The organism is Lysobacterales bacterium, assembly GCA_016721845.1.
GTDB lineage: Bacteria > Pseudomonadota > Gammaproteobacteria > Xanthomonadales > Ahniellaceae > JADKHK01.
This window is the reverse complement of record JADKHK010000013.1, coordinates 2,239,289-2,260,942: the sequence shown is the minus strand read 5'-3', so window position 1 is coordinate 2,260,942 and position 21,654 is coordinate 2,239,289. Positions and strand designations below refer to the sequence as shown.

General features: G+C 66.4%; 23 protein-coding genes and 1 pseudogene. 17 read left to right on the top strand and 7 right to left on the bottom strand.

Features of this window, described 5'->3' with window-relative positions:
• Positions 1-3: 3 nt before the first annotated feature.
• The 3 genes from IPP28_17740 to IPP28_17730 are packed head-to-tail and all read left to right on the top strand — an operon-like array spanning position 4 to position 2,756.
• Positions 4-1,155, top strand: a complete 1,152-nt coding sequence (locus tag IPP28_17740; protein ID MBL0042841.1) for an SPFH domain-containing protein — start codon at positions 4-6, stop codon at positions 1,153-1,155.
• 21 nt (positions 1,156-1,176) lie between these two features.
• Positions 1,177-2,478 (top strand): TFIIB-type zinc ribbon-containing protein, encoded by a 1,302-nt coding sequence (locus IPP28_17735; protein ID MBL0042840.1) that lies wholly within the window; start codon positions 1,177-1,179, stop codon positions 2,476-2,478.
• 2 nt (positions 2,479-2,480) lie between these two features.
• Positions 2,481-2,756 carry a hypothetical protein gene (locus IPP28_17730; GenBank protein MBL0042839.1) on the top strand — a complete coding sequence of 92 codons (276 nt, stop codon included), beginning with the start codon at positions 2,481-2,483 and terminating at the stop codon, positions 2,754-2,756.
• Between the two features lie 47 nt (positions 2,757-2,803).
• On the opposite strand, the gene putP is transcribed toward IPP28_17730, so the two are convergent.
• A complete protein-coding gene (gene putP, locus IPP28_17725) occupies positions 2,804-4,252 on the bottom strand; it encodes a sodium/proline symporter PutP (protein ID MBL0042838.1) in 1,449 nt (482 codons plus the stop codon).
• A gap of 37 nt (positions 4,253-4,289) precedes the next feature.
• Between putP and IPP28_17720 the strand changes: the two genes are divergently transcribed.
• Genes IPP28_17720 through IPP28_17655 form a run of 14 tightly spaced genes read left to right on the top strand, consistent with a single transcriptional unit; the run spans position 4,290 to position 14,746 of the window.
• Positions 4,290-4,916 carry a YeeE/YedE family protein gene (locus IPP28_17720; protein ID MBL0042837.1) on the top strand — a complete coding sequence of 209 codons (627 nt, stop codon included), beginning with the start codon at positions 4,290-4,292 and terminating at the stop codon, positions 4,914-4,916.
• The gene (locus tag IPP28_17715) at positions 4,913-5,473 is read left to right on the top strand and encodes a YeeE/YedE family protein (protein ID MBL0042836.1); all 561 of its coding nucleotides are present in this window, start codon (positions 4,913-4,915) and stop codon (positions 5,471-5,473) included. Before IPP28_17720 ends, IPP28_17715 begins: the two co-directional genes overlap by 4 nt.
• 34 nt (positions 5,474-5,507) lie before the next feature.
• Complete coding sequence (locus IPP28_17710) at positions 5,508-5,798, top strand: hypothetical protein (protein ID MBL0042835.1); 291 nt, start codon at positions 5,508-5,510, stop codon at positions 5,796-5,798.
• Positions 5,799-5,802: 4 nt separating this feature from the next.
• Positions 5,803-6,465 carry a hypothetical protein gene (locus tag IPP28_17705; GenBank protein MBL0042834.1) on the top strand — a complete coding sequence of 221 codons (663 nt, stop codon included), beginning with the start codon at positions 5,803-5,805 and terminating at the stop codon, positions 6,463-6,465.
• Positions 6,466-6,478: 13 nt separating this feature from the next.
• Entirely contained in the window at positions 6,479-7,450 is a 972-nt protein-coding gene (locus IPP28_17700; protein MBL0042833.1) for a sulfurtransferase, read from the top strand.
• A gap of 5 nt (positions 7,451-7,455) precedes the next feature.
• Entirely contained in the window at positions 7,456-8,820 is a 1,365-nt protein-coding gene (gene soxC, locus IPP28_17695; protein MBL0042832.1) for a sulfite dehydrogenase, read from the top strand.
• The gene (locus tag IPP28_17690; protein ID MBL0042831.1) at positions 8,804-9,832 is read left to right on the top strand and encodes a c-type cytochrome; all 1,029 of its coding nucleotides are present in this window, start codon (positions 8,804-8,806) and stop codon (positions 9,830-9,832) included. Before soxC ends, IPP28_17690 begins: the two co-directional genes overlap by 17 nt.
• A 27-nt stretch (positions 9,833-9,859) precedes the next feature.
• On the top strand, positions 9,860-10,309 hold the full coding sequence (gene soxY / locus IPP28_17685; GenBank protein ID MBL0042830.1) for a thiosulfate oxidation carrier protein SoxY: 450 nt from the start codon (positions 9,860-9,862) through the stop codon (positions 10,307-10,309).
• 30 nt (positions 10,310-10,339) lie between these two features.
• Positions 10,340-10,651: a thiosulfate oxidation carrier complex protein SoxZ gene (gene soxZ / locus IPP28_17680; protein ID MBL0042829.1), complete on the top strand. Its 312-nt coding sequence runs from the start codon at positions 10,340-10,342 to the stop codon at positions 10,649-10,651.
• 34 nt (positions 10,652-10,685) lie between these two features.
• Complete coding sequence (soxA, locus tag IPP28_17675) at positions 10,686-11,492, top strand: sulfur oxidation c-type cytochrome SoxA (protein ID MBL0042828.1); 807 nt, start codon at positions 10,686-10,688, stop codon at positions 11,490-11,492.
• 9 nt (positions 11,493-11,501) lie between these two features.
• A complete protein-coding gene (gene soxX, locus IPP28_17670) occupies positions 11,502-12,167 on the top strand; it encodes a sulfur oxidation c-type cytochrome SoxX (GenBank protein MBL0042827.1) in 666 nt (221 codons plus the stop codon).
• Positions 12,167-13,888, top strand: a complete 1,722-nt coding sequence (soxB, locus tag IPP28_17665) for a thiosulfohydrolase SoxB (protein ID MBL0042826.1) — start codon at positions 12,167-12,169, stop codon at positions 13,886-13,888. Before soxX ends, soxB begins: the two co-directional genes overlap by 1 nt.
• Positions 13,881-14,312, top strand: coding sequence for a YeeE/YedE family protein (locus tag IPP28_17660; GenBank protein MBL0042825.1), 432 nt, complete (start codon positions 13,881-13,883; stop codon positions 14,310-14,312). Before soxB ends, IPP28_17660 begins: the two co-directional genes overlap by 8 nt.
• Positions 14,309-14,746 carry a YeeE/YedE family protein gene (locus IPP28_17655; GenBank protein MBL0042824.1) on the top strand — a complete coding sequence of 146 codons (438 nt, stop codon included), beginning with the start codon at positions 14,309-14,311 and terminating at the stop codon, positions 14,744-14,746. The genes IPP28_17660 and IPP28_17655 overlap by 4 nt, the downstream gene beginning before the upstream one ends.
• Positions 14,747-14,767: 21 nt before the next feature.
• On the opposite strand, the gene IPP28_17650 is transcribed toward IPP28_17655, so the two are convergent.
• The 6 genes and pseudogenes from IPP28_17650 to IPP28_17625 form a co-directional block, all read right to left on the bottom strand.
• Positions 14,768-15,223: a DsrE family protein gene (locus IPP28_17650; GenBank protein MBL0042823.1), complete on the bottom strand. Its 456-nt coding sequence runs from the start codon at positions 15,221-15,223 to the stop codon at positions 14,768-14,770.
• 18 nt (positions 15,224-15,241) lie between these two features.
• The gene (locus IPP28_17645) at positions 15,242-15,637 is read right to left on the bottom strand and encodes a sulfurtransferase (GenBank protein ID MBL0042822.1); all 396 of its coding nucleotides are present in this window, start codon (positions 15,635-15,637) and stop codon (positions 15,242-15,244) included.
• A gap of 39 nt (positions 15,638-15,676) precedes the next feature.
• Complete coding sequence (locus tag IPP28_17640) at positions 15,677-16,540, bottom strand: MBL fold metallo-hydrolase (GenBank protein ID MBL0042821.1); 864 nt, start codon at positions 16,538-16,540, stop codon at positions 15,677-15,679.
• Positions 16,537-17,316 (bottom strand): sulfite exporter TauE/SafE family protein, encoded by a 780-nt coding sequence (locus IPP28_17635; protein ID MBL0042820.1) that lies wholly within the window; start codon positions 17,314-17,316, stop codon positions 16,537-16,539. Before IPP28_17635 ends, IPP28_17640 begins: the two co-directional genes overlap by 4 nt.
• A gap of 49 nt (positions 17,317-17,365) precedes the next feature.
• Positions 17,366-20,591: pseudogene (locus tag IPP28_17630) on the bottom strand (efflux RND transporter permease subunit).
• On the bottom strand, positions 20,588-21,649 hold the full coding sequence (locus IPP28_17625) for an efflux RND transporter periplasmic adaptor subunit (GenBank protein MBL0042819.1): 1,062 nt from the start codon (positions 21,647-21,649) through the stop codon (positions 20,588-20,590). The pseudogene IPP28_17630 and the gene IPP28_17625 overlap by 4 nt, the downstream one beginning before the upstream one ends.
• Between the last annotated feature and the right edge of the window lie 5 nt (positions 21,650-21,654).

Below are 21,654 nucleotides of genomic sequence, written 5' to 3'. Positions count from 1 at the left end.
GCCATGGGTCTTGTTCAAGCAGTGGTGGGTTCGGTCGGTGGTGTGCTGGCCGACCAGTGGAAGGATTTCTACACGGTGCCGAGTGGATTGCCAGCGACGGCGGCGCTGTTTGCCGCGGTACCGCAGGGCACCAATGCCGGACGTGGTTCGAATACCAAGGGTTCTTCGAACATCATCACCAATGGTTCGAAGATCGTCGTGCCCGAAGGTTATGGCTTGCTGCTGTTCCAGGATGGCAAGGTCACCGGCTTCGCAGCCGAGCCGGGCGGTTACGAATGGCGGTCGGATGACCTCAATTCGAAGTCGATTTTCTCGGGCGATGGTCTCGTCGATTCGCTGATCAAGCAGAGCTGGGAGCGTTTCAAGTTCGGTGGCCAGCCGGGCTCGCAGCAGGCCGCGTTCTTCGTCTCGCTGAAGGAACTCCCGGACAACCGTTTCGGTACGCAATCCGAAATCTACTGGGACGACGGTTTCCTCAATACGCAGGTCGGCGCGGTGACGCGCGGTTCCTACACCCTCAAGATCGTCGATCCGATCCTGTTCGTGAAGAACTTCGTGCCGGCCGCCTACCTGCAGCCCGGCAAGGTGTTCGACTTCACCGACATGGACAACGCCGCGGCCAGTCAACTCTTCAACGAAGTAGTCGGTTCGCTCGCGCCGGCCTTCAGCCTCTACACGAACGACCCGGGCAAGGGCAATCGCATCACCAAGCTCCAGCAGGATTCGCTCGGCTTCGCCAGGAGTCTGTCTACTGCGGTGGAGAACGCCTATCAATGGAAGTCCGATCGCGGCCTGGTCATCGCCAAGACCGCCATCGTTTCCATCGAATACGACGCGAACACCAAGGAGCTGCTCAAGACCGTGCAGCGGGCCGACGCACTGTCGGGTTCGCGCGGCAATTCCAATCTGCAGGCCAGCGTCGCAGCCGGCATGCAGTCGGCGGGCGAGAACGGCGGTGCGGCGGGCATGATGGGCATCGGCATGGCCTCGGGCATGATGGGCGGCCTCGGCAATTTGCAGCAGCCGGTTGCTCCTGCTGCGCCGGCGGCCGAGGACCCGATCGCCAAGCTGAAGAAGGCCAAGGAAATGCTCGATCTCGGCCTGATCACGCAGGCCGACTTCGACGCGCTGAAAGCCAAGGTACTGGGTCTGTAAGTCGCCAGGCGGGCAACCATCATGTCGAACTCGAACATTCCGCCGCCGTTGCCCCCCGGCATCGGCCCCGGGTCGCCGCAGGACGTGCCGCCGCTGCCCGGCAGTTTTCCGATTGACCCGGCCACGCTGCCCGAGCCGATCCGCGACGAGTTGACGGCGCCCGACCCGGTCGCCATCGACACCTCGGCCGCAGAACTCAAGGATGGCCTCAATCGTTGCCCGAAGTGCGGCGCGACCGACATTCGGCACAAGCCCGGCAGCGACCTGCTGATCTGTCAGTTCTGCCGCAACGAATGGCATGGCGAGCGGGTCGAGGAAGAATTCGGGTTCGGCGAGGGCCTCGACCAGCTCAAGGGCACGATCGTCGCGTCCGGCGCACAGGACATCCAGGCCGATGCCGCCAGCCTCATGACCTTCAAGTGCACCGGCTGCGGCGCCGAGGTGACGGTCAACACCGCCAACGCGATGACCGCACGTTGTCACTGGTGCCGCCACGTTTTCGGCGTCAATGAGCAAGTCGCGAATGGCGCGGTGCCCGATGCGGTGCTGCCCTTCCACATCAAGAAGGACGATGCGATTGCCCGGATCCGCCAGTTCGTCGACAAGCGACGCCTGTTCGCGCTGAAGGCATTCAAGGAACAGTTCACGCCCGAGAACGTCATCGGCGTCTACCTGCCTTACATGATCGTCGATGGCAACGTGAGCGCCGACGTCGCCGGCCATGGCGAGATCAAGACGCGCGAGTACACGCAGGGCAGCGGCGACAAGAAAGTGACCTACTACGATGCCGATGTGTACCAGGTGGATCGGCACGTCGACTTCACCGTGGACGACCTGACGCTGGAATCGTCCGGCGAACGCGGCAACCTCGACACGCGGACCAATACCAACAACATCATCAACACCATCCTGCCGTTCGACACCAAGAACGCGGTGAAGTGGAACGCCTCCTACCTGTCGGGCCACAGCACGGAGAAGCGCGATCGCGACGTCGAACAGCTGCGCCCGCGCCTGGAGGACCAATTGCTCTCGATCGCCCGCGCGCAGGTGAAGGCGTCGGTGAACCGCTACGACCGCGGCGTGCGCTGGGAACAGGAACGCCTCGATGTCCACGGCACCCGCTGGGTCTCGATGTACCTGCCGGTCTGGCTGTATTCGTACCACCAGCCGGGCAGCAATGGCGGCATGCTGCACTACATCGCGGTGAACGGCCGTACCGGCGAGACCATGGGCAGCGTGCCGGTACAGCAATGGAAGCTGCTGCTGGCCGCGCTCACCGCCGGCACGGTTCTCGAAGGCCTCGCACTCTGGATGGTGATCTAGTCATGAGCGACGACAATGGACTCTGGCTCCTCCTGCTCGGACCGGCCGGCGCGACCGCGCTGTACTGGGGGCTGTACCGGCACTACCGCAACACCGACAAGTCACACGCCTTCGAGCATGAGACCGCCGTCGACGCCAAACCGGTCACTGGCTCGGACCGCAAGGTCGACGTGGTGAAGGGCACGCGGGAAACGCGCATCTCCGGCGACAACGTGAGCGAGTACCGCAAGCGCGTGCAGCGGGTCCGGGATGACACCGACGTGGCCGGCGACCGATAATCATCCACACGCGGTTTCAGCAAGTGCTCGGGATGTCCATGACGGTGTCAGCGTCGTCGCTTCAGGCTTCCGACGAGCAGGATCGCGAGGAACGAGGCGACGAAGCCGGGGACCATGGCGTAGAGGGCGAAGATGCCGCCGCGGTCGGCGAGGGCCATCCAGGCGACGACCGTGAGGCCGCCGACGAGGATGCCGGCATAGGCACTGGCGCGGGTCATGCGCCTCCAGTGCAGCGACAGCACGATCGCCGGCCCAAAGGTGGCGCCGAAGCCGGCCCAGGCGTCGCCGACGCGCGCCAGCACGGTGCTGCCCGGATCGAGCGCGAGCACGAACGCGACCGCGGCGACACCGAGCACGCCGAGTCGGCCGACCCAGAGCAATTCCGTCGCGCCGGCCTGCTTGCGGATCAGGCCGCGATAGAAATCTTCCGCGAAGGCGGCCGAGGACAACAGCAACTGCGCCGAGGCCGTGCTCATGATCGCCGCGAGCACGCCGGCCAGGCAGATCCCGGCAATCCACGGCGGGAAGAACTGCGCGCTCATCTGGATGAAAACCTTCTCGGCTTCTGCGCCTTCAAGGCGCACCGGCAAGGCACCGAGCGCGGTCATGCCGACCAGCATCGCCGCGATCAGCACCACGATCTGCCAGGTCATCGCGACCCGGCGCGCGACGTGCATCGCCTGCGGATCGCGGATCGCCATGAAGCGCGCGAGGATGTGCGGCTGGCCGCAATAGCCGAGTCCCCAGGCCAGCGACGAGGTGATGCCGATCCAGCCCAAGGGCGCGCCTTCGACATTCGTCCACGGGTTCAACAGTTCGGCATTGAAGGCATTCAGGGTCGCGTGCAGACCATCGAAGCCGCCGACCAGATGCACGCCCATCGCCGCCACCAGCACCAGCGCGAAGAACATCAGCGTGCCCTGCAGGACATCCGACCACGACACCGCGAGAAAGCCGCCGAGGAAGGTGTAGGCGAGCATCACGATCGAACCCCAGAACACCGCCCACGCATAGGGCAGTCCGAACAGCGATTCGAACAAGCGCCCGGCGGCGACGAACTGCGAACTCGCGTAGAGAATGAAGAACACCAGGATGAAGAAGGCGGTGAGCGGCCGCAACAGGCCCAGCGTGTCGCTGAAGGCGCGCTCGAAATAGGCGGGCAAGGTCAACGCATCGCCCAGGGCTTCGGTACGTTCGCGCAGTGGCTGCGCGACGAAGCGCCAGTTCAGCCAGGTGCCGACGATCAAGCCGCCGACCAGCCAGGCCGATTCGACCCCGGCGAGATAGGCGAAGCCGGGCAGGCCAAGCAACAACCAGCCGGACATGTCGGTGGCCTGCGCGGAAAGGGCCGTCACCCAGGGGCCGAGCGAGCGTCCGCCGAGGATGAAGTCCTTCAGGTTGGTCGTGCGCCGCCACGCGACGAAACCGAGCGCGAGACAGATCGCCAGGTAGACGGCGAAGGTCGCGACGATGGTGCGGGTGTCGTGCTGCGTCATGCGAGCGTCCGGCCGTGGCTGCGGCGCGCACTGTGCCATGTCGCGGCGAACAGGAACACCAGCCGCAGCCAAACCAGTTCGGTATCGAACAGCCGCGCCTGCAGTATTCTCCGGGCGACGCCGAAGCTGCACCGGGGAGGGTGACGTGAGCGATCAATCCCAGCCATTGTGGAAGCCGCACGCCGCAGGCGCGTTGCTCGGCGTCGGACTGCTGCTGACCTTCGTGCTGACCGGCCATGGCCTGGGCGGCAGTGGCTTCACCACGGCGGTGGCCGCGTCTGCTGCGCACGTCGTGGCACCGGTCGCGACCGCCGGCAATGCCTATCTCGGGCCGATGGTCGACGGCGGCCGCAATCCGCTCGATGCGTGGATCACCTGGCAGGTGATCGGGGTCGCGATCGGTGCACTGATCGGCGCGATCAGCGCACGCCGATTCAAATGGAGCGTCGATGGTCCAACCCGTCTGGGCAAGACCGGACGCCTGACGATGGCCTTGATCGGCGGCGTCATCGCCGGATTCGGCGCTCGCGTGTCGCTCGGCTGCACCAGTGGCCTCGGACTGAGCGGCGCGGCGACGTTGGCGACCGCGGGCTTCGTTTTCCTGGGTGGATTCTTCGTCACCGGTGGACTGCTTGGCATGGCCACGCGGAGGCTGTGGCAATGAGCTTCCCGCTTGGTGACACCGGTCTGCTGTCCGGCCTCGTCTGCGGCCTGATTTTCGGCTTCGCGCTGGAGCGGGCCGGCTTCGCGAGTGCCTGCAAACTCACCGCGCAATTGCGCTTCCGCGACTGGGCCGTGTTCAACGTCATGTTCACGGCCATCCTCGTCTGCGCTGTCGGGCTGTGGCTGCTGCGTCTGGCCGGCGTGCTGGCCGCGGACGAGATCTACGTGCCGACCACGTATCTGTGGGCCACCTTGCTCGGCGGAGTTGGCGTCGGTGCCGGCATGGCGATCGGTGGCTATTGCCCCGGCACGTCGGTAGTGGGATTCATGTCGGGCAAGATCGACGGCCTGGTGTTTCTCATCGGCATCGTCATCGGCACCTGGGTGTTTGCAGGCGCCTATGAGGGGCTGACGCCGATGCTCGAAGCCCGGCCCGGACCTGAGGGTCAGACCTTGTCGCAGCTGCTGCATGTTCCGGACTGGGTCGTGCTGCTGGCGCTGACCGCGGTGGCGGCTGCGGTCGGCTGGCTGACCACGAAACCTGCTGCACGGATCTGACCCCATTCGCTTTCTGCACCCATGGAGCATCACGATGAGCACACGACGCACTAATTCTTCGGCGCGCCTGCTGTGCGCCCGCTGGTCGACGCTGTTGCTTGCTGCGGGCGGCCTGGCAGTGGTGCCCGCAGCGATGGCGCAAGGCGCCGCGAAAGCCGAGACGGCGGCGCAGGCCGAAGCGCCCGCGGCCAGCGAACCGGCCCCTGCAGCGACGACCGACACCGATGCCGCCAGTGTGCCGGCCGCTGCACCGACGGCAGAAACCAAGCCGGAGAATCCGTGCGCGCCGAAGTCGAAGAAGAAGCCGAAGAATCCCTGCGCCTGATCCCATGACGCTGCTCGAATCGCGACCGCCGTTACGCCGCCGCGACCTGGCCGGACTGCGTGATGCCGGCGCGTGCCTGCTCGACACCATGCAGGCGCTGCAACGGCGTCGGCGTCACGTGCTGTCGCCGCTGTTCGCGGATGGGCTGGCCCCGCAGCAATGGGCGCATTATCCCGAACACGACATCGTCGATGCCGGCACTGGCTATCGCTACTTCTACCACTCGCATCCCGGCCCGCGTGCGCGCGACGAACACGGTCACTTCCACCTGTTCGCGCGCTCGCCTGGCCAGCCGAAGCGGTTCACCCACCTGGTCGCGGTGTCGATGTCGCCACGGGGTCTGCCACTTCGCCTGTTCACGACCAATCGCTGGGTCACCGACGAGCATTGGCAACCGGCCACGGTCGTGCGGAAGTTGGTCGCGCGCTTCGCGGTGACGGCGCCATCGCGCCTCGCCGCCGTGCATCGCTGGCTGGCCGCGCTGGTACGTCTGTTCCGCCCGCAGATCGACGCGCTGCTCGCGCGCCGAGATGCCCGCTGGCAGGCCGCATGTGCCGCACGCCCGAATTTCTTCGAAGATCGACGCAGCGCCGTGTTGTCGCAGTGCCGGATCGATCTGTCCCGCCAATTCGCATGGCTGGCGCGGCGCACGCCGGCGCCACGTTGAACCGGAGTCCAAGATGAGATCGATCCGCATCCTCGTGTCCTGCCTGGCTGTGCTGGCGCTGCCGCTGTCCGCGGCGGAGTTGCCCGGCAACGTGGTGTCGGCGTCGTGGTTGAACGCGCATCGCAGCGAGGTCGTCGTGCTCGACGTGCGCAGCGACCTCGACGCGTTTGCCGCGGCCCCCGAGTTCGGCACCGACCCGAAGACCGGCGCAACCGTCCTCGTGACACTGGGCGGACACATCCAGGGCGCACGTCTGGTCGACTTCGAGAAGACTCGGGTCAGCCGCATGGTCGAAGGCAGGAAGATCGACAAGATGTTGCCCGACGGGACCGAGATCGAAGCGCTGTTGCGTGCGCTCGGTGTGAATCACGGCGATGCCCTGGTCATCACCGCGCAGAGCGAGACCTTCGACGAGTTCGACATGGCCGCGCGGTTCTACTGGACCTTGAAGGCCTACGGTCAGCGCGACATGGCCCTGCTCGATGGCGGCAATGCGGCTTGGCAGTCTGCCGGGTACGAGATGGCGGTCGGTGCCACGCCACAGCTCGCGCCGGGCGATTGGCAGGCGACGCGGTTGGACACGCGTTGGCTGGCCGAGCGCGACGATCTGCGTCCGGGCAAGCGGTCGCCCCAGATCATCGACGCGCGCCCGCTGCCGCAATATCTCGGCCTGTTCCACAAGCTGCCGGCGGTCACCGCGCCGGGCCACGTGCAGGGCGCGGTGAGTTTCCCGCCCGACCTGCAGACTCGCCCAAACGGTCGTGCCCAGAAGTTGATGAGTGCCGTGCAGTATCGCGACGTGCTCGCCGCCATCGGGGTGACGCCGAAGCGTCATGCCATCGTCTACTGCAATACCGGCCACATGGCCGCCGGCGCATGGTTCGTGCTCAGCGAAGTCATGGGCGTGGCCGACGCGCGCCTGTACGACGGTTCGATGCACGAGTGGACGACACTCGGTCGCCCGCTCGTCAGCAGCCTGCAGTGACGTCGATGACGCAGCACGATGACATCCAGCGTCGAGGCCGGTTGCTGCGTGCACCGGAGTCGTTCCTGGGGCAGGACTTCGTCGCCAGCGTCAACAAGGACGGCTTCGATGCGCAGCGTCGTCACTGGATGCGCACCGCATTCGCCGCGGCTGCGGCGGGTGTCGCCGGCGTCGGCGCTGCGCGTGCGGCCGAGTCGGGCACCGCCGGTGATCCGGAGATCTTGCAGTTGCCGCCGTGGACGACCTCGCTCGGGCTGCCCGTCGCGCATCGCGGCTACGGCCAGCCGGCCAGTTACGAAGCGAACCTGCAGCGTCGCGAGAGTCCGGGTCTGGCCAGCGTGCCGCAGGCCTCGGTCGCGTTCACGCCGCTGCAGGGCCTGTTCGGCATCATCACGCCGTCCGGTCTGCATTTCGAACGCCATCATCAGGGCTGGGTCGAGATCGATCCGTCCCGGCATCGGTTGATGATCAACGGATTGGTGAAGACGCCGAAGGTCTACACCATGGATGACCTGATGCGCCTGCCGCAGGTGTCGCGCATCCATTTCATCGAATGCGGCGCGAATACCGCGATGGAGTGGGGCAATGTCGCGGTGCCGACGGTGCAGTACACGCACGGCATGCTGTCGTGCTCGGAGTACACCGGCGTGCTGCTGTCGACCCTGCTCGACGATTGCGGCATCGACCTGAAGCGCGCGAAATATCTGCTCGCCGAAGGTGCGGACGGTTCGAGCCTGACCCGCACCATCGACATTGCGCGTGCACTCGACGACGCCCTGGTCGCGTTCGCCGGCAATGGCGAAATGATCCGCCCCGAAAACGGTTATCCGCTGCGTCTCGTGGTCCCGGGAGTGCAGGGCGTGTCCTGGGTGAAATGGCTGCGTCGCCTGGAAGTGGGCGACCAGCGTTACGGGGCCAAGGACGAAACCTCAGGTTATGCCGACCTGATGCCCGATGGCCGCATGCGCGAATACACCTCGATCCAGGAAGCGAAGTCGGTGATCACCTCGCCGTCCGGCGGACAAACGCTGCTTGAGCAGGGGTACTACAACGTCACCGGGCTGGCGTGGTCGGGGCGCGGCAAGGTCAAGCGCGTCGATGTGTCGTTCGACGGCGGCGACCACTGGCAGACCGCGCGCCTCGAAACGCCGATCCTGAGCAAGGCGCTGACCCGCTTCAACATCGGCTGGATTTGGAACGGCGAGCCCGCGATCCTGCAAAGCCGCGTGATCGACGAGACCGGTTTCGTGCAGCCGACCTATGCGCAATTGCGCGCCGTGCGCGGCACCCGCTCGGTCTATCACAACAACGCGATCCAGTCGTGGCGTGTCGCCGCGTCGGGCGAGGTGACGAATGTCCAGGTCGCCTGATCGTCGGTGGTACTGGCTGTCCACCTGGGTGGTGGCGTGCGCCACGATCAGCGAGGCCGTGCCGGCTTACGAGGGCATCGGTCGTGCGGCGACCGCGGCCGAGATCGCCGCCTGGGACATCGACGTGCGCCCGGACTTCGTCGGATTGCCCGCAGGTTCGGGCAGCGTTGCCGATGGCGAGACCCTGTGGATCGAGCGCTGCAGTTCGTGCCACGGCGATTTCGGCGATGCCAACCACGTGTTCCCGCCGCTGATCGGCAACACCACGACGCAGGACATCGAGCGAGGCCGGGTCCTGGCGCTGAAGGAAGGCGGCACCGCGCGCACGACGATCATGAAGATGCCGACAGTTTCCACGTTGTGGGACTTCATCCACCGCGCGATGCCCTGGGACAAGCCGAAATCGCTGACGCCCGACGAAGTCTACGCCGTGCTCGCCTATCTGCTGAATCTCGCCGAAATCGTGCCGGCCGACTTCGTGCTCAGCGAGAAGAACATCGCGTGGGTACAGTCGCGCATGCCGAACCGCGACGGCATGACCCGCGACCATGGTCTATGGGACATCGACGGCGTGCCCGACACGCACAACACGGCCTGCATGAAGCGCTGCGACGCCGACGTCGCGGTGTCATCGTCGCTGCCCGAATTCGCCAAGACCGCGCACGGCGAACTGTCGAAGCAGAATCGCGAATACGGCACCATCCGCGGCACGCGTACGTTGCCCGAATCCGCAGACGCGACGGTTGCGGCGGCGAAGGCGCCGACCGCGCCGTTGAGCGCGAACGGCTGTCTCGGCTGCCATGGCATCGAGGGCAAGATCATCGGGCCGGGCTTCCGGCAGATCGCCGAGAAGTACCGGGACCAGGCCGATGCCGCCGGGTACCTCAAGGGGCGCATTCGCAGCGGTGGCGCCGGCCGCTGGGGCGAGGTCGCGATGCCGCCACAATCGACCCTGTCCGACACCGACCTTGACCTGATTGCGCGCTGGCTGACCGATGGCGCGCCGCGCTGAACCCGTTCACTGATTGAAGGAATCCGCATGAACCTGCATCGTCGATCGTTCCTTGCCGTCACCGCTGCTGCGGTCACTGCAGCGTTGTGGCCATGGCGCGCGTTCGCGCAATGGGTACGTCCGCAGGCGGCTTTCGAGGCCAAGGGGCTGGAATCCGCGTTCGCCGCGATGGGCGGCACGCCCGAACCGAGCAATGACATCAGCTTCATCACGCCCGAGATCGCCGAGAATGGCGCGGTTGTGCCGGTGAACGTCACCAGCACGATTCCCGGTACGACCGAGATCGCGATCCTGGTCGAGATGAATCCGAATCCGCTCGCGGCGCTGTTCGTTTTCGCCGACGGCACCGAGGCTTCGGTGCAGACCCGCGTCAAGGTGTCGCAGACCTGCAAGCTGCACGCCGTGGTGCGTGCGAACGGCAAACTCTACGGCACGTCGCGCGAGACCAAGGTCACGCTCGGCGGCTGCGGCGGCTGAAGCGCGGCACGGACAGACAGGAGAACGATCATGGGCAATCCGATGCGAATCCGCGCCACCACGAGCGATGGCGTGACCGAAGTGAAAGTGCTGATGTCGCACCCGATGGAAACCGGCCTGCGCAAGGACAGCAGCGGCAATCCGGTGCCGGTGTATCACATCACCACGGTGACCGCGAAACACAATGATCGGATCGTGCTGACGGCCGAATGGGGCGCCGCCGTATCGCAGAATCCGTTCCTGCAATTCCGCTTCAAGGGCGGCGTACCGGGCGACAAGGTCCATATCGGCTGGGTCGACGACACGGGCGACCGCCGCGACGATGAAGTCACCCTGGCGTGAGCCCAGCCACGACCCCGACTGCAAGGAGGACGCGATGATCCGCAATCCGCTGCCGCGCGTGATCGTCGCGCTGGTCCTGCTTCTGCCTGTGGCGGCGCAGACGCGCGCGGACGATGTCTTCGCCGAATACCGCGCCATGTTCGGTGACGACAATCCGGCGGAACTGGTCGAGATGCAGGGCGAGGCGCTGTGGAACGCGGTCCGCGGCCCGAAGCAGGCTGCGTTGAACGGCTGCGATCTCGGTCTCGGTCCGGGTGTGGTCAGGGGTGCCTACGCGCAACTGCCGCGCTGGTTCGATGATGCCGGCCGGGTCATGGACTTGGAGACGCGCCTGCTGCACTGCATGGTCCGGTTGCAGGGGCTCGACGTCACCTCATTGCACCAGCAGCCGTACTCGGAACAAGGCCAGCAGCAGACCGATCTGGAGGCCCTGTCGGCGTATCTCGCAGCGCAGTCGCGGGGGCTGCCGGTGGCGGTGCCGCAGACGCATCCGGCCGAGCGCGCCGCCTTCGAATCGGGACGTCGTCAGTTCAACTTCCGGGCCGGGCCGCATGATTTTTCCTGTGCGACGTGCCACAGCCAGGATGGCAAGCGCATTCGCCTGCAATCGCTGTTGCGCCTGAATCGACCGGAGGGCGCGAAAGCCGCCTTCTCGACGTGGCCGGCCTATCGGCTGTCGCAAGGGACGGTGCGCACGATCGAATGGCGCATGGCCGATTGCGCACGCCAGCAGCGCCTGCCGGCCCTGCTGCACGGGTCGGCGATCGCGATCGACCTGATCACCTATCTCGGCGTGCAGGCCAATGGCGAAGCCATGAATGCCCCCGGGTTGAAGCGTTAGGAGATGTCCATGTCGAGGCCTGTCCCGATCACCCGCGCCGGGTTCGCCCTGGTCGCTCTGGCCGCGCTAGTGTCATGCGCGAGCACGCCGGAAGAAGCGCCCGGCAGTGGCACCGATCCTGCCGTCGCACGTCAGGCCAGCATCGTCGGTTCGTTCCAGGCCAGGGGTCAGGCGGGGCTCGACCGCCTCAAACAAAGCGACATGCAACGGATTTGCAGCGACCACGAAGGTCAGCCGCTGCCGAACGAACTCGCGCAGCAGATCATCGATGCGGCCACCGCGTCGGTGCGCTTCCCGGCCGACGGCCAGTACTTCGGCAACTGGCGCAACGGCGAGTGGATCGCGAAGACCGGCACCGGACTGCAAGCCAACGATGATCCGGCCCAGCCGAATGGCGGCAACTGTTATGCCTGCCACCAGATGGCGCCGGCCGAACTCGCGTTCGGCACGCTCGGGCCGCCGCTCGATCGGTACGGCGCGCTGCGCGGCCGCAGCGAGCCGATCCTGAAATACACCTGGACGCGGTTGTGGAACTCGCATGCCTACAATGCCTGTTCGCACATGCCGCGCTTCGGCGACGCCGGCATCCTGAGCGAGCAGCAATTGAAGGACGTGATGGCCTACCTGTTCGATCCGGCATCGCCGGTCAACCAGGCGGCGCAGAGCGCACCGTGATGCAACGGCGTGAATTCCTGCAGACCCTCGCGGCTGCGGCCGTCGCCGTGTCCGCGTCGGGCAGGGCGTCGGCGAAACCGGCGCGTGCGTTTCGCGATCTCTACGACCTGCCGGCCTACGGCAATGTGCACCTGCTGCACTTCACCGACTGTCACGCGCAGCTGCAGCCGATCCACTTCCGCGAGCCAACGGTGAACATCGGCGTCGCGGAGGCGACGAATCGTGCGCCGCACCTGGTCGGCAAGGCCTTCCTGAAACAATTCGGACTGCGTTCCGGCACGCCCGCAGCCCACGCCTTCACCTCGCTCGATTTCGTCGATGCGGCCCGCGACTACGGCAAGGTCGGCGGCTTCGCGTACCTCGCCACGCTGGTGAAGCAGATGCGTGATGCGCGACCCGGTGCCGTGCTGCTCGATGGCGGCGATACCTGGCAGGGCTCGGCGACGGCGTTGTGGACGCGTGGCCAGGACATGGTCGAGGCCTGCAAGTTGCTGGGTGTCGAGGTGATGACCGGGCACTGGGAATTCACGCTCGGTGCCGAGCGCGTTCAGGAGATCATCACGAAAGACTTCGCCGGCAAGATCGATTTCGTCGCGCAGAACATCGCTACCCGTGATTTCGGCGACGCCGTGTTCGCACCGTTTTCGATGCGCGAGATGAATGGCGTGCCGGTCGCGATCATTGGCCAGGCCTTTCCGTACACGCCGATCGCCAATCCGGCGCATCTGATCCCCGACTGGCGCTTCGGGATCCAGGAAGAGAACCTGCAGGCGACGATCGATGCGGCGCGCGCCAAGGGCGCGCAGATCGTGGTGCTGCTGTCGCACAACGGCATGGATGTCGATCTCAAGCTGGCGTCGCGGGTGCGCGGACTCGACGCCATTCTCGGTGGCCATACCCACGACGGCCTGCCGATGCCGACGCTGGTCAGGAATGCCGGCGGACAGACGCTGGTGACCAATGCCGGCAGCAACGGCAAGTTCCTCGGCGTGCTCGATTTCAAGGTGCGCGACGGCAAGGTTGCGGGCTGGCAATACCGGTTGCTGCCGGTGTTCGCGAATGCACTCGCACCCGATCACGCCATGCAGGCCCTGATCGAGCGGGTGCGCGCTCCCTACCGCGACCGGCTCGACGAGCCGCTCGCGGTGACCGATGATCTGCTCTATCGCCGCGGCAACTTCAACGGCAGCTTCGACCAGTTGATCCTCGATGCACTGCGCGAGGTAAAAGACGCCGAGATCGCGTTCTCCCCCGGGTTTCGCTGGGGGCCGAGCCTGTTGCCGGGCGACACCATCCGCATGGAAGACCTGATGGACCAGACCGCGATCAGCTATCCGCAGACGACGCTGACGGCGATGACCGGGGCGAAGATCAAGGCCGTTCTCGAGGATGTCGCCGACAACCTGTTCAATGCCGATCCGTATTACCAGCAGGGTGGCGACATGGTGCGTGTCGGTGGCATGGCCTACGCGATCGCGCCCGATGCGAAGGCCGGCGATCGCATCCGCGACATGCAACTCGCGGGCAAGCCGATCGACGCCGGGAAGACCTACAAGGTCGCGGGCTGGGCACCGGTGGCCGCGAATGCGCAGGGCGAACCGATCTGGGACGTGGTCTCGACCTGGTTGAAGGACAAGAAGCGGGTGTCGATGCGCCATCTGCAGCAGCCGAAGCTGATCGGCCTTGCCGGCAATCTCGGTTGGGGACCCGCCGATGCCTGATCTCGACCTGTCTGCTGCATTGCTCGGTGGCGCCATGATCGGTGCCGCCGCGGTGCTGTTCTTCCGCCTGAACGGACGCATCGCGGGCATCAGCGGCCTGTTCGGCGACATCGTTCTCGATCGCGGGCGCGGCAACAGCGCGTGGCGCGTCGCCTTCATCGTCGGTGTGGTGCTGGGGAGCGCGATCGTGCGTGCGCTGCATCCCGTGGCCGCGCAGGTGAATCTGCAGACCGCTTGGCCGGGGATGATCGGCGCCGGGTTGCTGGTCGGCTTCGGCACGCGCATGGCCTGCGGCTGCACGTCGGGACATGGCATCTGCGGCATCGCGCGGCTGTCGCCCCGCTCGTTGATTGCGACCGCGGTCTTCATGCTGGTCGCGATGCTGACGGTGGCGTTGCTGCGCCACGGCGGGTGGGCGGCATGAGGACGCTGTTGGCATTGCTGTGCGGCACGCTGTTCGGCGCCGGACTGACCATCGCGGGCATGACCGATCCGGCCAAGGTGATCGGATTCCTCGACGTGTTCGGCCACTGGGATCCGACGCTGGCCGTGGTGATGGCGAGTGCATTGGCCGTCAGCATGCCCGGCTTCCAGTTCGCGCTGCGGGCATCGAAGCCCGTCTTCGACCAGCGCTACTTCCTGCCGGAGCGCACACGCATTGACGCTGATCTGCTGATCGGTGCGGCGCTGTTCGGCATCGGCTGGGGCATCGCCGGATTCTGTCCCGGTCCGGCCATTGCCGGGCTCGCCACCGGTTCGCCGCAGATCATCGCCTTCGTCCTGTCGATGCTGGCCGGCATGGTGCTGCGCTGTGCCATCGAGCGACGCCGGTCGCGTCAGGTCGAATGCCGGACGTGAGTCCGCCGCGAGGGCGACCGCTCAGGGCCTGATGTAGGCCGCGCCTTCGTCCAGTTGCAGGCGGGCCAGTTCGGCCACGCCGGCGGGCACGATCTGAACGTCCGGCAGCAGCTTGTCCTTGTCGATGTGGCGACCCTTGAGGGTGTTGTTGCAGACGCGGAATTCGACGCCCTCCAGCATCAGCGGGTCGACTTGCGCGTCGTAGGAATTGCCCTGCTCGTCGAGCGCGCCATCGAGCAGAAAGTCGATGCCACCGGCCATCGCGACGACGACGACGCGGATATCGGCATCGGCGTGGCGATGGTTGGTGATGTTGCGCAGCATGCGAACCGCGCGTGCGCTGTCGTCGATGTGATAAACCACGGTGCGTGAGGACTTGGCTGCGGCCGCATCGTGCAGACCCGGCAGCAGGGCGGCGACGGCGAGCAACACGAGGGCCGCGAAGGTATTCATGAATCGAGTGGCGATCTTGCTCATCGTGCGCTCCCGCAGGAATCAGGGCTGGTCACCGGTGTGGATGGGACGTGCCGCGGCCGACCAGCCATTGAAACCGCCTGCCAACGATACCGGTTCGGCGAAACCGAGTTGGCGCAGGGCGTCGGCGGCCAGTGCCGAGCGCGCGCCGCTGCGGCAACTGAGCACGATGGCGGCCGATCGATGGGCGAGGGCCGGATCCTGCAGGCAGTTCACCGCGGGATGGCCGTCGACCTGGAATTCGAGCACGCCGCGCGGAATGTTGATCGATCCGGGAATATGACCCGCATGGTATTCGTCCGGCTCGCGCACGTCGACGATCGGCGCGCCGCCTCGTTGCAGCGCGAGCAATTCCTCGTGGCCGATCTCGCGGATGCGCGTCTTGGCATCCACTACGAGGTCCTGTGCAGTTTTCATGCGGTGCTCCGGAGGCGGCAGGGTGAGTGATGACCAGCGTCAGAACTGATTGACCGGCAACTTCAGGTAACTCACGCCATTCGCCTCGGGTTCGGGCAACGCGCCGGCGCGGATGTTGACCTGCACCGACGGCAGCAGGAGGGCGGGCATGTCGAGCGTGGCGTCGCGTGCTTCGCGCACCTGCACGTAGGCCGCTTCATCGACGCCGTCACGGACATGGATGTTGCCGGCCTTTTGCGCCGCGATCGTGGTTTCGCAGCGATACTCGCGGCCGCCGGGGGCATAGTCGTGGCAGACGAAGACGCGGGTCTGACCGGGCAGTGCGTACAGGCGCTGGATCGAGCGATAAAGCACGGACGCGCTGCCGCCCGGAAAATCGCAGCGCGCGGTGCCGCCATCGGGCATGAACAGGCTGTCGCCGACGAACAGCGCATCGCCGATCCGGTAGCTGACGCTGTCGTTGGTGTGGCCCGGCGTGGGCATGACCCGGGCCGCGATCGAGCCGACGCGAAATTCCTCGTCGTCGGCGAACAGGTGATCGAACTGCGAGCCATCGACCGGGAAATGTTCGCCGAGGTTGAAGATCGTGCGAAAGGTCTTCTGCACCGTCCGAATGCCGGCGCCGATCGCGAGTGTCGCGTCCGGCCACTGCTGCTTCAGCCAATGGCCGGCACTCAGGTGATCGGCGTGGGCATGGGTTTCGAGGATCCACGATACCGTCAGGCCCTGGCTGCGCACCGCGGCCAGCACCCGCTCGGCGCTGTGCGTGGCGGTGCGCCCGGACTTCGCATCGAAGTCGAGCACCGGGTCGATGACCACGGCCGCTTGCGAGGCCGGATCGCGCACCAGATAGGTCCAGGTGCAGCTGTCCTTGTGGAAGAACGGAGTGACCGTCGGCGTCATGGCGAACCTCGATGCAGCCAGAGTTGCGGTGCGGTGCGGACCAGGATGAACAGGCCCATCAGCACCAGGAAGAAGGCGAAGATGCGTTTCAGGCGATGCTGCGGCAAGCGCTCGGCCAATTGTCCGCCGATCAGGCTGCCACCGGCGCCGATCGCGGTGAACAGCCCGATCAGGCGCCAGTCCAGGGCCATCCCGGCAGCCGCCAGCAAGCTCGCATGTTGGACGAATCCGCTGAACGCATTCAGCGCGATGATGGCGAGACTGGTGCCGATCGCACGATGCATCGCCAGGCCGCCGAGCAGGACCAGGGCCGGCAGGATCAGGAACCCGCCGCCGATGCCGACCAGTCCGGTGAGCATGCCGACCGCGAGGCCGTCAAGGATGATCCAGCGGCGCGCACGAGGTGGCGGCGGCACTGTCCGCACCGGCGTGGGGCGCGCCATCATCGTTGCGGCGACCAGCATCACCAGCGCGAACACGAACAATTGCACGACCCCGGGAATGTACGTCGATACCGCCGATCCGATGAAGCTGCCGAACATGCCCGGCAGCCCGAACCAGAGCACGCTGCGCCAGTCGACCTGGCGCTTGAACATGCGCGGCAGGGCGCCGGCCAGCGCAACGCCGCCGACGATCGCGAGCGAGCCGGCGATCGCGACCTTCTCCGGCTGCCCGACCAGATAGACCAGCACCGGCACGGTCAGGATCGAGCCGCCCGAACCGAGCAGCCCGAGTGTCAGTCCGATCGCGAGTGCGCCGATCAGCGCCAGCCACATCGACGGGACTCGCAAAAGACGATGGCCATGGGCAGGTTGGTGGCTGTCATCACGCGTTCGCGCCTGCGCTCGTCTCGGTGCGAAGCAACAGCGCGTAGTAAAGCAGCGGAATGACCACCAAGGTCAACACCGTCGAGATCAGGATGCCGAAGATCAGGCTGATCGCCAGACCGTTGAAGATCGGGTCGTCGAGGATGAAGAAGGCGCCGCCCATGGCCGCGACCGCGGTCAATGCGATCGGCTGCGCGCGCACCGCGCAGGCCTCGATCACCGCATCGGCGAGCACCATGCCCTGCGTGCGCGCGTGGTTGATGAAGTCGACCAGCAGGATCGAATTGCGCACGATGATGCCGGCCAGCGCGATCATGCCGATCATCGAGGTGGCGGTGAACTGCGCACCGAGCAGGGCATGGCCCGGCATCACCCCGATCGCGGTCAGCGGGATCGGCGCCATGATGATCAGCGGCACCAGGTAGCTGCGGAACTGCGCGACGACCAGCAGATAGATCAGCAGCAACCCGGCGGAGTAGGCCAGGCCCATGTCGCGGAAGGTCTCGAAAGTGATCTGCCATTCGCCGTCCCATTTCACCGCGAAGCGCGAGGTGTCGGTCGGTTGCGCGAAGAAGTACTGGTCGACCGGTTCGCCCGCGAGCGGGCGCTCGCGCAATTGCGCGACGACCTTGAACATGCCGTACAGCGGTGAATCGAGCGCACCGGCTTCGTCGGCGGTGACGTAGACCACCGGCGCCAGATCCTTGTGATAGAGCGTCTGCTCCCAGGGCTGCCGTTCGACCCGCACCATTTCCGACAGTGGCACCAGGCGGTCGTCCTTCGCGCGCAGGCGAATGGCGAGCAATTGCGCGAGGTTGGCCTGTTCACCCGCGGGCAGGCGCAGCCGGATCGGTACCGGATACTTCGACGCGCCATCACGCAGATAGCTGGCGTCGACGCCGGAGACCGCCAACGTCAACGCGTCCGCGATCTGTGTCTGGCTGATGCCGAGTCGCGCCGCGCGTTCGCGATCGACCACCACGACCTCGCGTGGTGCCGCGGATTCCATGCTGGTATCGATATCGACCAAGCCGTGAGTCGCCGCAAACATTGCCTGCAGGTCGTGGGCGATGGCGCGTGCGCGCGCCGCATCGGGCCCGTAGACCTCGGCCACGAGTGGCGCCATGACCGGCGGTCCCGGCGGCACTTCGGCGATCTTCACCGACGCGCCGTAGGTCGCGCCGATCGCGGCAAGGCGCGGACGCAGGGCACGCGCAATGTCGTGGCTCTTGCGCGAACGCGCGTGCTTGTCGACCAGGTTCACCTGCAGGTCGCCGACATGGGCACCGCTGCGCAGGTAGTACTGGCGGACCAGGCCATTGAAGTTCACCGGCGACGCGGTGCCGGCATAACCCTGGACGTGCATCACTTCGTGGACATCGGTCAGCGACTGCGCGAGTTCGATCAGCAACGCATTGGTGCGCTCCAGCGGCGTGCCCTCCGGCAGATCGACGACCACCTGGAATTCCGACTTGTTGTCGAATGGCAGCATCTTCAGCACGACCAGTTGCGCAACCGCGAGCAGGGCCGCGAGCAGCACCGCCGCGACCATGCCGCCGAACAGCATCAGGCGCCGGCGCCCGCCGCGTTCGCGATCGAGAAAGGGCAGGAGCACGCGCTTGAACAGGCGCGACAGCCGACCGTTGCCGTGCGCTGCATCTGCGCCGCCGCCCGTTGCGACATGACGCGACAACAACTTGTAGGCCAGCCAGGGCGTGACCGTCAGCGCGATCAGCAGCGAGATCAGCATGCCAACCGACGCATTGATCGGGATCGGACGCATGTACGGGCCCATCAGCCCGGAGACGAAGGCCATGGGCAGCAAGGCGGCGATCACCGTAAATGTGGCGAGAATGGTCGGCGCACCGACTTCATCGACGGCCGGCGGAATCGCATCGAGCAATTTCTTCGCGCCCAGCGCCATGTGGCGGTGGATATTTTCGACGATGACGATGGCGTCGTCGACGAGAATGCCGATCGAGAAGATCAGCGCGAACAACGACACGCGATTGATCGTGAAGCCCATCGCCCAACTGGCGAACAGGGTCATCGCCAGGGTCAGCACCACGGCCGTGCCGACCACGATGGCCTCGCGCCAACCCAGCGCGAACAGCACCAGCAGCACCACCGACAGGGTCGCGAACACCAGCTTCTGGATCAGTTTCATCGCCTTGTCGTTGGCGGTGTAGCCGTAGTCGCGCGTGGTCGTGATCTTGCACGCCCTCAGGCACGTGCGTGGCGCGCAGGGCATCGAGCCGGGCGAGGATGCCGCGGGTGATGTCGGCGGCGTTCGCGCCCGGCTTCTTGGCGATGGCAATGGTGACGGCCGGTGCGATGGCCAAGGTGCCCGCGGTCTTGCCGGCTTTGGCCTGCCAGACGTATTGACGCGGCAGATCGGCGCCGCGACGGATTTGCGCGACATCGGCGAGCAGCAAGGGACGCCCGTCGCGCAGTCCGATGATCAGGTTCGCGACCTCGTCGGCGTCCGCCAGCCAGGCACCCGCAGTGACCGGCACTTGCGTGCCTGGTGCAACACGTTCGCCAGCCTGTTGCACGACATTGGCTGCGGCCAGTGCGCCGGCCAGATCGGACGGCGCCATCCCGTAGGCGGCCAGGCGCGTGGCATCGAGTTCGACCACCACTGCGCGCTCCGGCGCGCCGATCGTGTAGACGTCGCGGGTACCCGGCACGCGCTTCAGTTCGGTCTCCAGCGTGTGCGCGACTTCGGCCAGTTCGGTGGCGCCACGGGCGTCGTCGCTGGACAGGGTCAGGCTCATCACCGGCACGTCGTCGATGCCCATCGGACGCACCAGGGGCGATCCGACCCCGAGCCGCTGCGGCGCCCAGTCCTGGTTCGAATAGACCTGGTTGTACAGGCGCACCAGCGCATCCTGACGCGGCACGCCGACCTGGAACTCGACGGTCAGCACGGCCATGCCCGGGCGCGACACCGAGTAGACGTGTTTCACCCCCTCCACTTCCGACAACACCTGTTCCAGCGGATAACTCACCAGGTTCTCGACGTCCTCGGCCGGCGCTCCCGCGAACGGCACCATGATGTTGGCCATGGTCACGTCGATCTGCGGTTCTTCCTCGCGCGGTGTGACCATCACCGCCACGAGGCCGAGCAGGAAGCCGGCGATGGCGAGTACCGGCGTCAACGGGTTGGCGACGAAGGCGCGCGCCAGTCGCCCGGACAGGCCGAGTGTCGGGGGCGTGTTCATTCGGCGTTCCTGCCGGTGCCGGTGATGTGGGCGAGGGCCGCCAGCGGATCGGCCGCGATGCGCTCACCCGCGGCGAGACCCGCCAGCACTTCGACTTGCTCGCCGAAGCGATGCCCGAGTCGCACCTGGCGCAGCGCCACGCGGTTCGCGGCATCGACCACGTACACCGCAGTCACTTCGCTGCGACGCACGAGCGCCGCCTCGGGAATCAGCACGCGCTCGGCCTGACCGATCGCGAAGGCGGCCTTGACGGTCATGCCGGGCTGCAGTCCGGTTTCCGTCTCCGGCAACTCGAGTCGCACACGGAAGCTGTGTGTCCTGGCGTCGGCGTACGGGAAGATGACGACGGCGCTGGCGTCGATGCGGCGGCCGTCATCGAGCAGGATCGCAGCGTGGGCATGCTCGCGGATCGCGGCGAGATCACCTTGCGGAATTTCCACCTCGACCCGCAGTTGCGCCAGCGACAGGCCCGAGATCAGGGCCTGGCCCGGGCGCACGGTTTCGCCGACCTGCACATGGCGCTCGGTCAGGATGCCGCTGTAGGGCGCGCGCACGACCGTGTAATCGACTTGTTCTCCGGCCTCTCGCACACCGGCACGCGCGGCTTCGAGTGCCGCTTTCGCCGCGTCGTGGCGCGCGACCGCCTGATCGTAAGCGGCCTGCGCGATCAGCTTCTTCGCAATCAGATCCTTGGCACGGTCAAAGGCCAGCTGCGCCTCGCGCGCATTGGCCTCGGACGCCCGCAATGCCGCATCGGCCTGACGGCGCCCCGACTGCTGTTCGACATCGGTGAAGCGCACGATGACGTCGCCGACCTTGACGTAGTCGTTCACGTCGAATGGAAGCTCGGTGACGCGACCGCCGGTCTGCGCCGACAGCGTCGCCTTGTTCACCGCATCCACGACACCGTCCCAAAGTCGCTCCTGCGTGGCCGACTGCTTCGCCACCGTCAAGGTCGCGAAGCCGACCGGTGCTGCGTTGCGCGGAGTCGGCGGATCGTCGCCGCAGGCCGCCAGGGCGAGGGCGGCAGCGAGTGCTGCAAGTCGGGTCAGTCGCATGTCGT

Bases quoted from the DNA above. Each gene is read 5' to 3' on its own strand.
- IPP28_17740 (MBL0042841.1), top strand. From the start codon at position 4: ATGGGTCTTGTTCAAGCAGTGGTGGGTTCGGTCGGTGGTGTGCTGGCC.
- IPP28_17735 (MBL0042840.1), top strand. From the start codon at position 1,177: ATGTCGAACTCGAACATTCCGCCGCCGTTGCCCCCCGGCATCGGCCCC.
- IPP28_17730 (MBL0042839.1), top strand. From the start codon at position 2,481: ATGAGCGACGACAATGGACTCTGGCTCCTCCTGCTCGGACCGGCCGGC.
- putP (MBL0042838.1), bottom strand. From the start codon at position 4,252: ATGACGCAGCACGACACCCGCACCATCGTCGCGACCTTCGCCGTCTAC.
- IPP28_17720 (MBL0042837.1), top strand. From the start codon at position 4,290: ATGTCGCGGCGAACAGGAACACCAGCCGCAGCCAAACCAGTTCGGTAT.
- IPP28_17715 (MBL0042836.1), top strand. From the start codon at position 4,913: ATGAGCTTCCCGCTTGGTGACACCGGTCTGCTGTCCGGCCTCGTCTGC.
- IPP28_17710 (MBL0042835.1), top strand. From the start codon at position 5,508: ATGAGCACACGACGCACTAATTCTTCGGCGCGCCTGCTGTGCGCCCGC.
- IPP28_17705 (MBL0042834.1), top strand. From the start codon at position 5,803: ATGACGCTGCTCGAATCGCGACCGCCGTTACGCCGCCGCGACCTGGCC.
- IPP28_17700 (MBL0042833.1), top strand. From the start codon at position 6,479: ATGAGATCGATCCGCATCCTCGTGTCCTGCCTGGCTGTGCTGGCGCTG.
- soxC (MBL0042832.1), top strand. From the start codon at position 7,456: ATGACGCAGCACGATGACATCCAGCGTCGAGGCCGGTTGCTGCGTGCA.
- IPP28_17690 (MBL0042831.1), top strand. From the start codon at position 8,804: ATGTCCAGGTCGCCTGATCGTCGGTGGTACTGGCTGTCCACCTGGGTG.
- soxY (MBL0042830.1), top strand. From the start codon at position 9,860: ATGAACCTGCATCGTCGATCGTTCCTTGCCGTCACCGCTGCTGCGGTC.
- soxZ (MBL0042829.1), top strand. From the start codon at position 10,340: ATGGGCAATCCGATGCGAATCCGCGCCACCACGAGCGATGGCGTGACC.
- soxA (MBL0042828.1), top strand. From the start codon at position 10,686: ATGATCCGCAATCCGCTGCCGCGCGTGATCGTCGCGCTGGTCCTGCTT.
- soxX (MBL0042827.1), top strand. From the start codon at position 11,502: ATGTCGAGGCCTGTCCCGATCACCCGCGCCGGGTTCGCCCTGGTCGCT.
- soxB (MBL0042826.1), top strand. From the start codon at position 12,167: ATGCAACGGCGTGAATTCCTGCAGACCCTCGCGGCTGCGGCCGTCGCC.
- IPP28_17660 (MBL0042825.1), top strand. From the start codon at position 13,881: ATGCCTGATCTCGACCTGTCTGCTGCATTGCTCGGTGGCGCCATGATC.
- IPP28_17655 (MBL0042824.1), top strand. From the start codon at position 14,309: ATGAGGACGCTGTTGGCATTGCTGTGCGGCACGCTGTTCGGCGCCGGA.
- IPP28_17650 (MBL0042823.1), bottom strand. From the start codon at position 15,223: ATGAGCAAGATCGCCACTCGATTCATGAATACCTTCGCGGCCCTCGTG.
- IPP28_17645 (MBL0042822.1), bottom strand. From the start codon at position 15,637: ATGAAAACTGCACAGGACCTCGTAGTGGATGCCAAGACGCGCATCCGC.
- IPP28_17640 (MBL0042821.1), bottom strand. From the start codon at position 16,540: ATGACGCCGACGGTCACTCCGTTCTTCCACAAGGACAGCTGCACCTGG.
- IPP28_17635 (MBL0042820.1), bottom strand. From the start codon at position 17,316: ATGTGGCTGGCGCTGATCGGCGCACTCGCGATCGGACTGACACTCGGG.
- IPP28_17625 (MBL0042819.1), bottom strand. From the start codon at position 21,649: ATGCGACTGACCCGACTTGCAGCACTCGCTGCCGCCCTCGCCCTGGCG.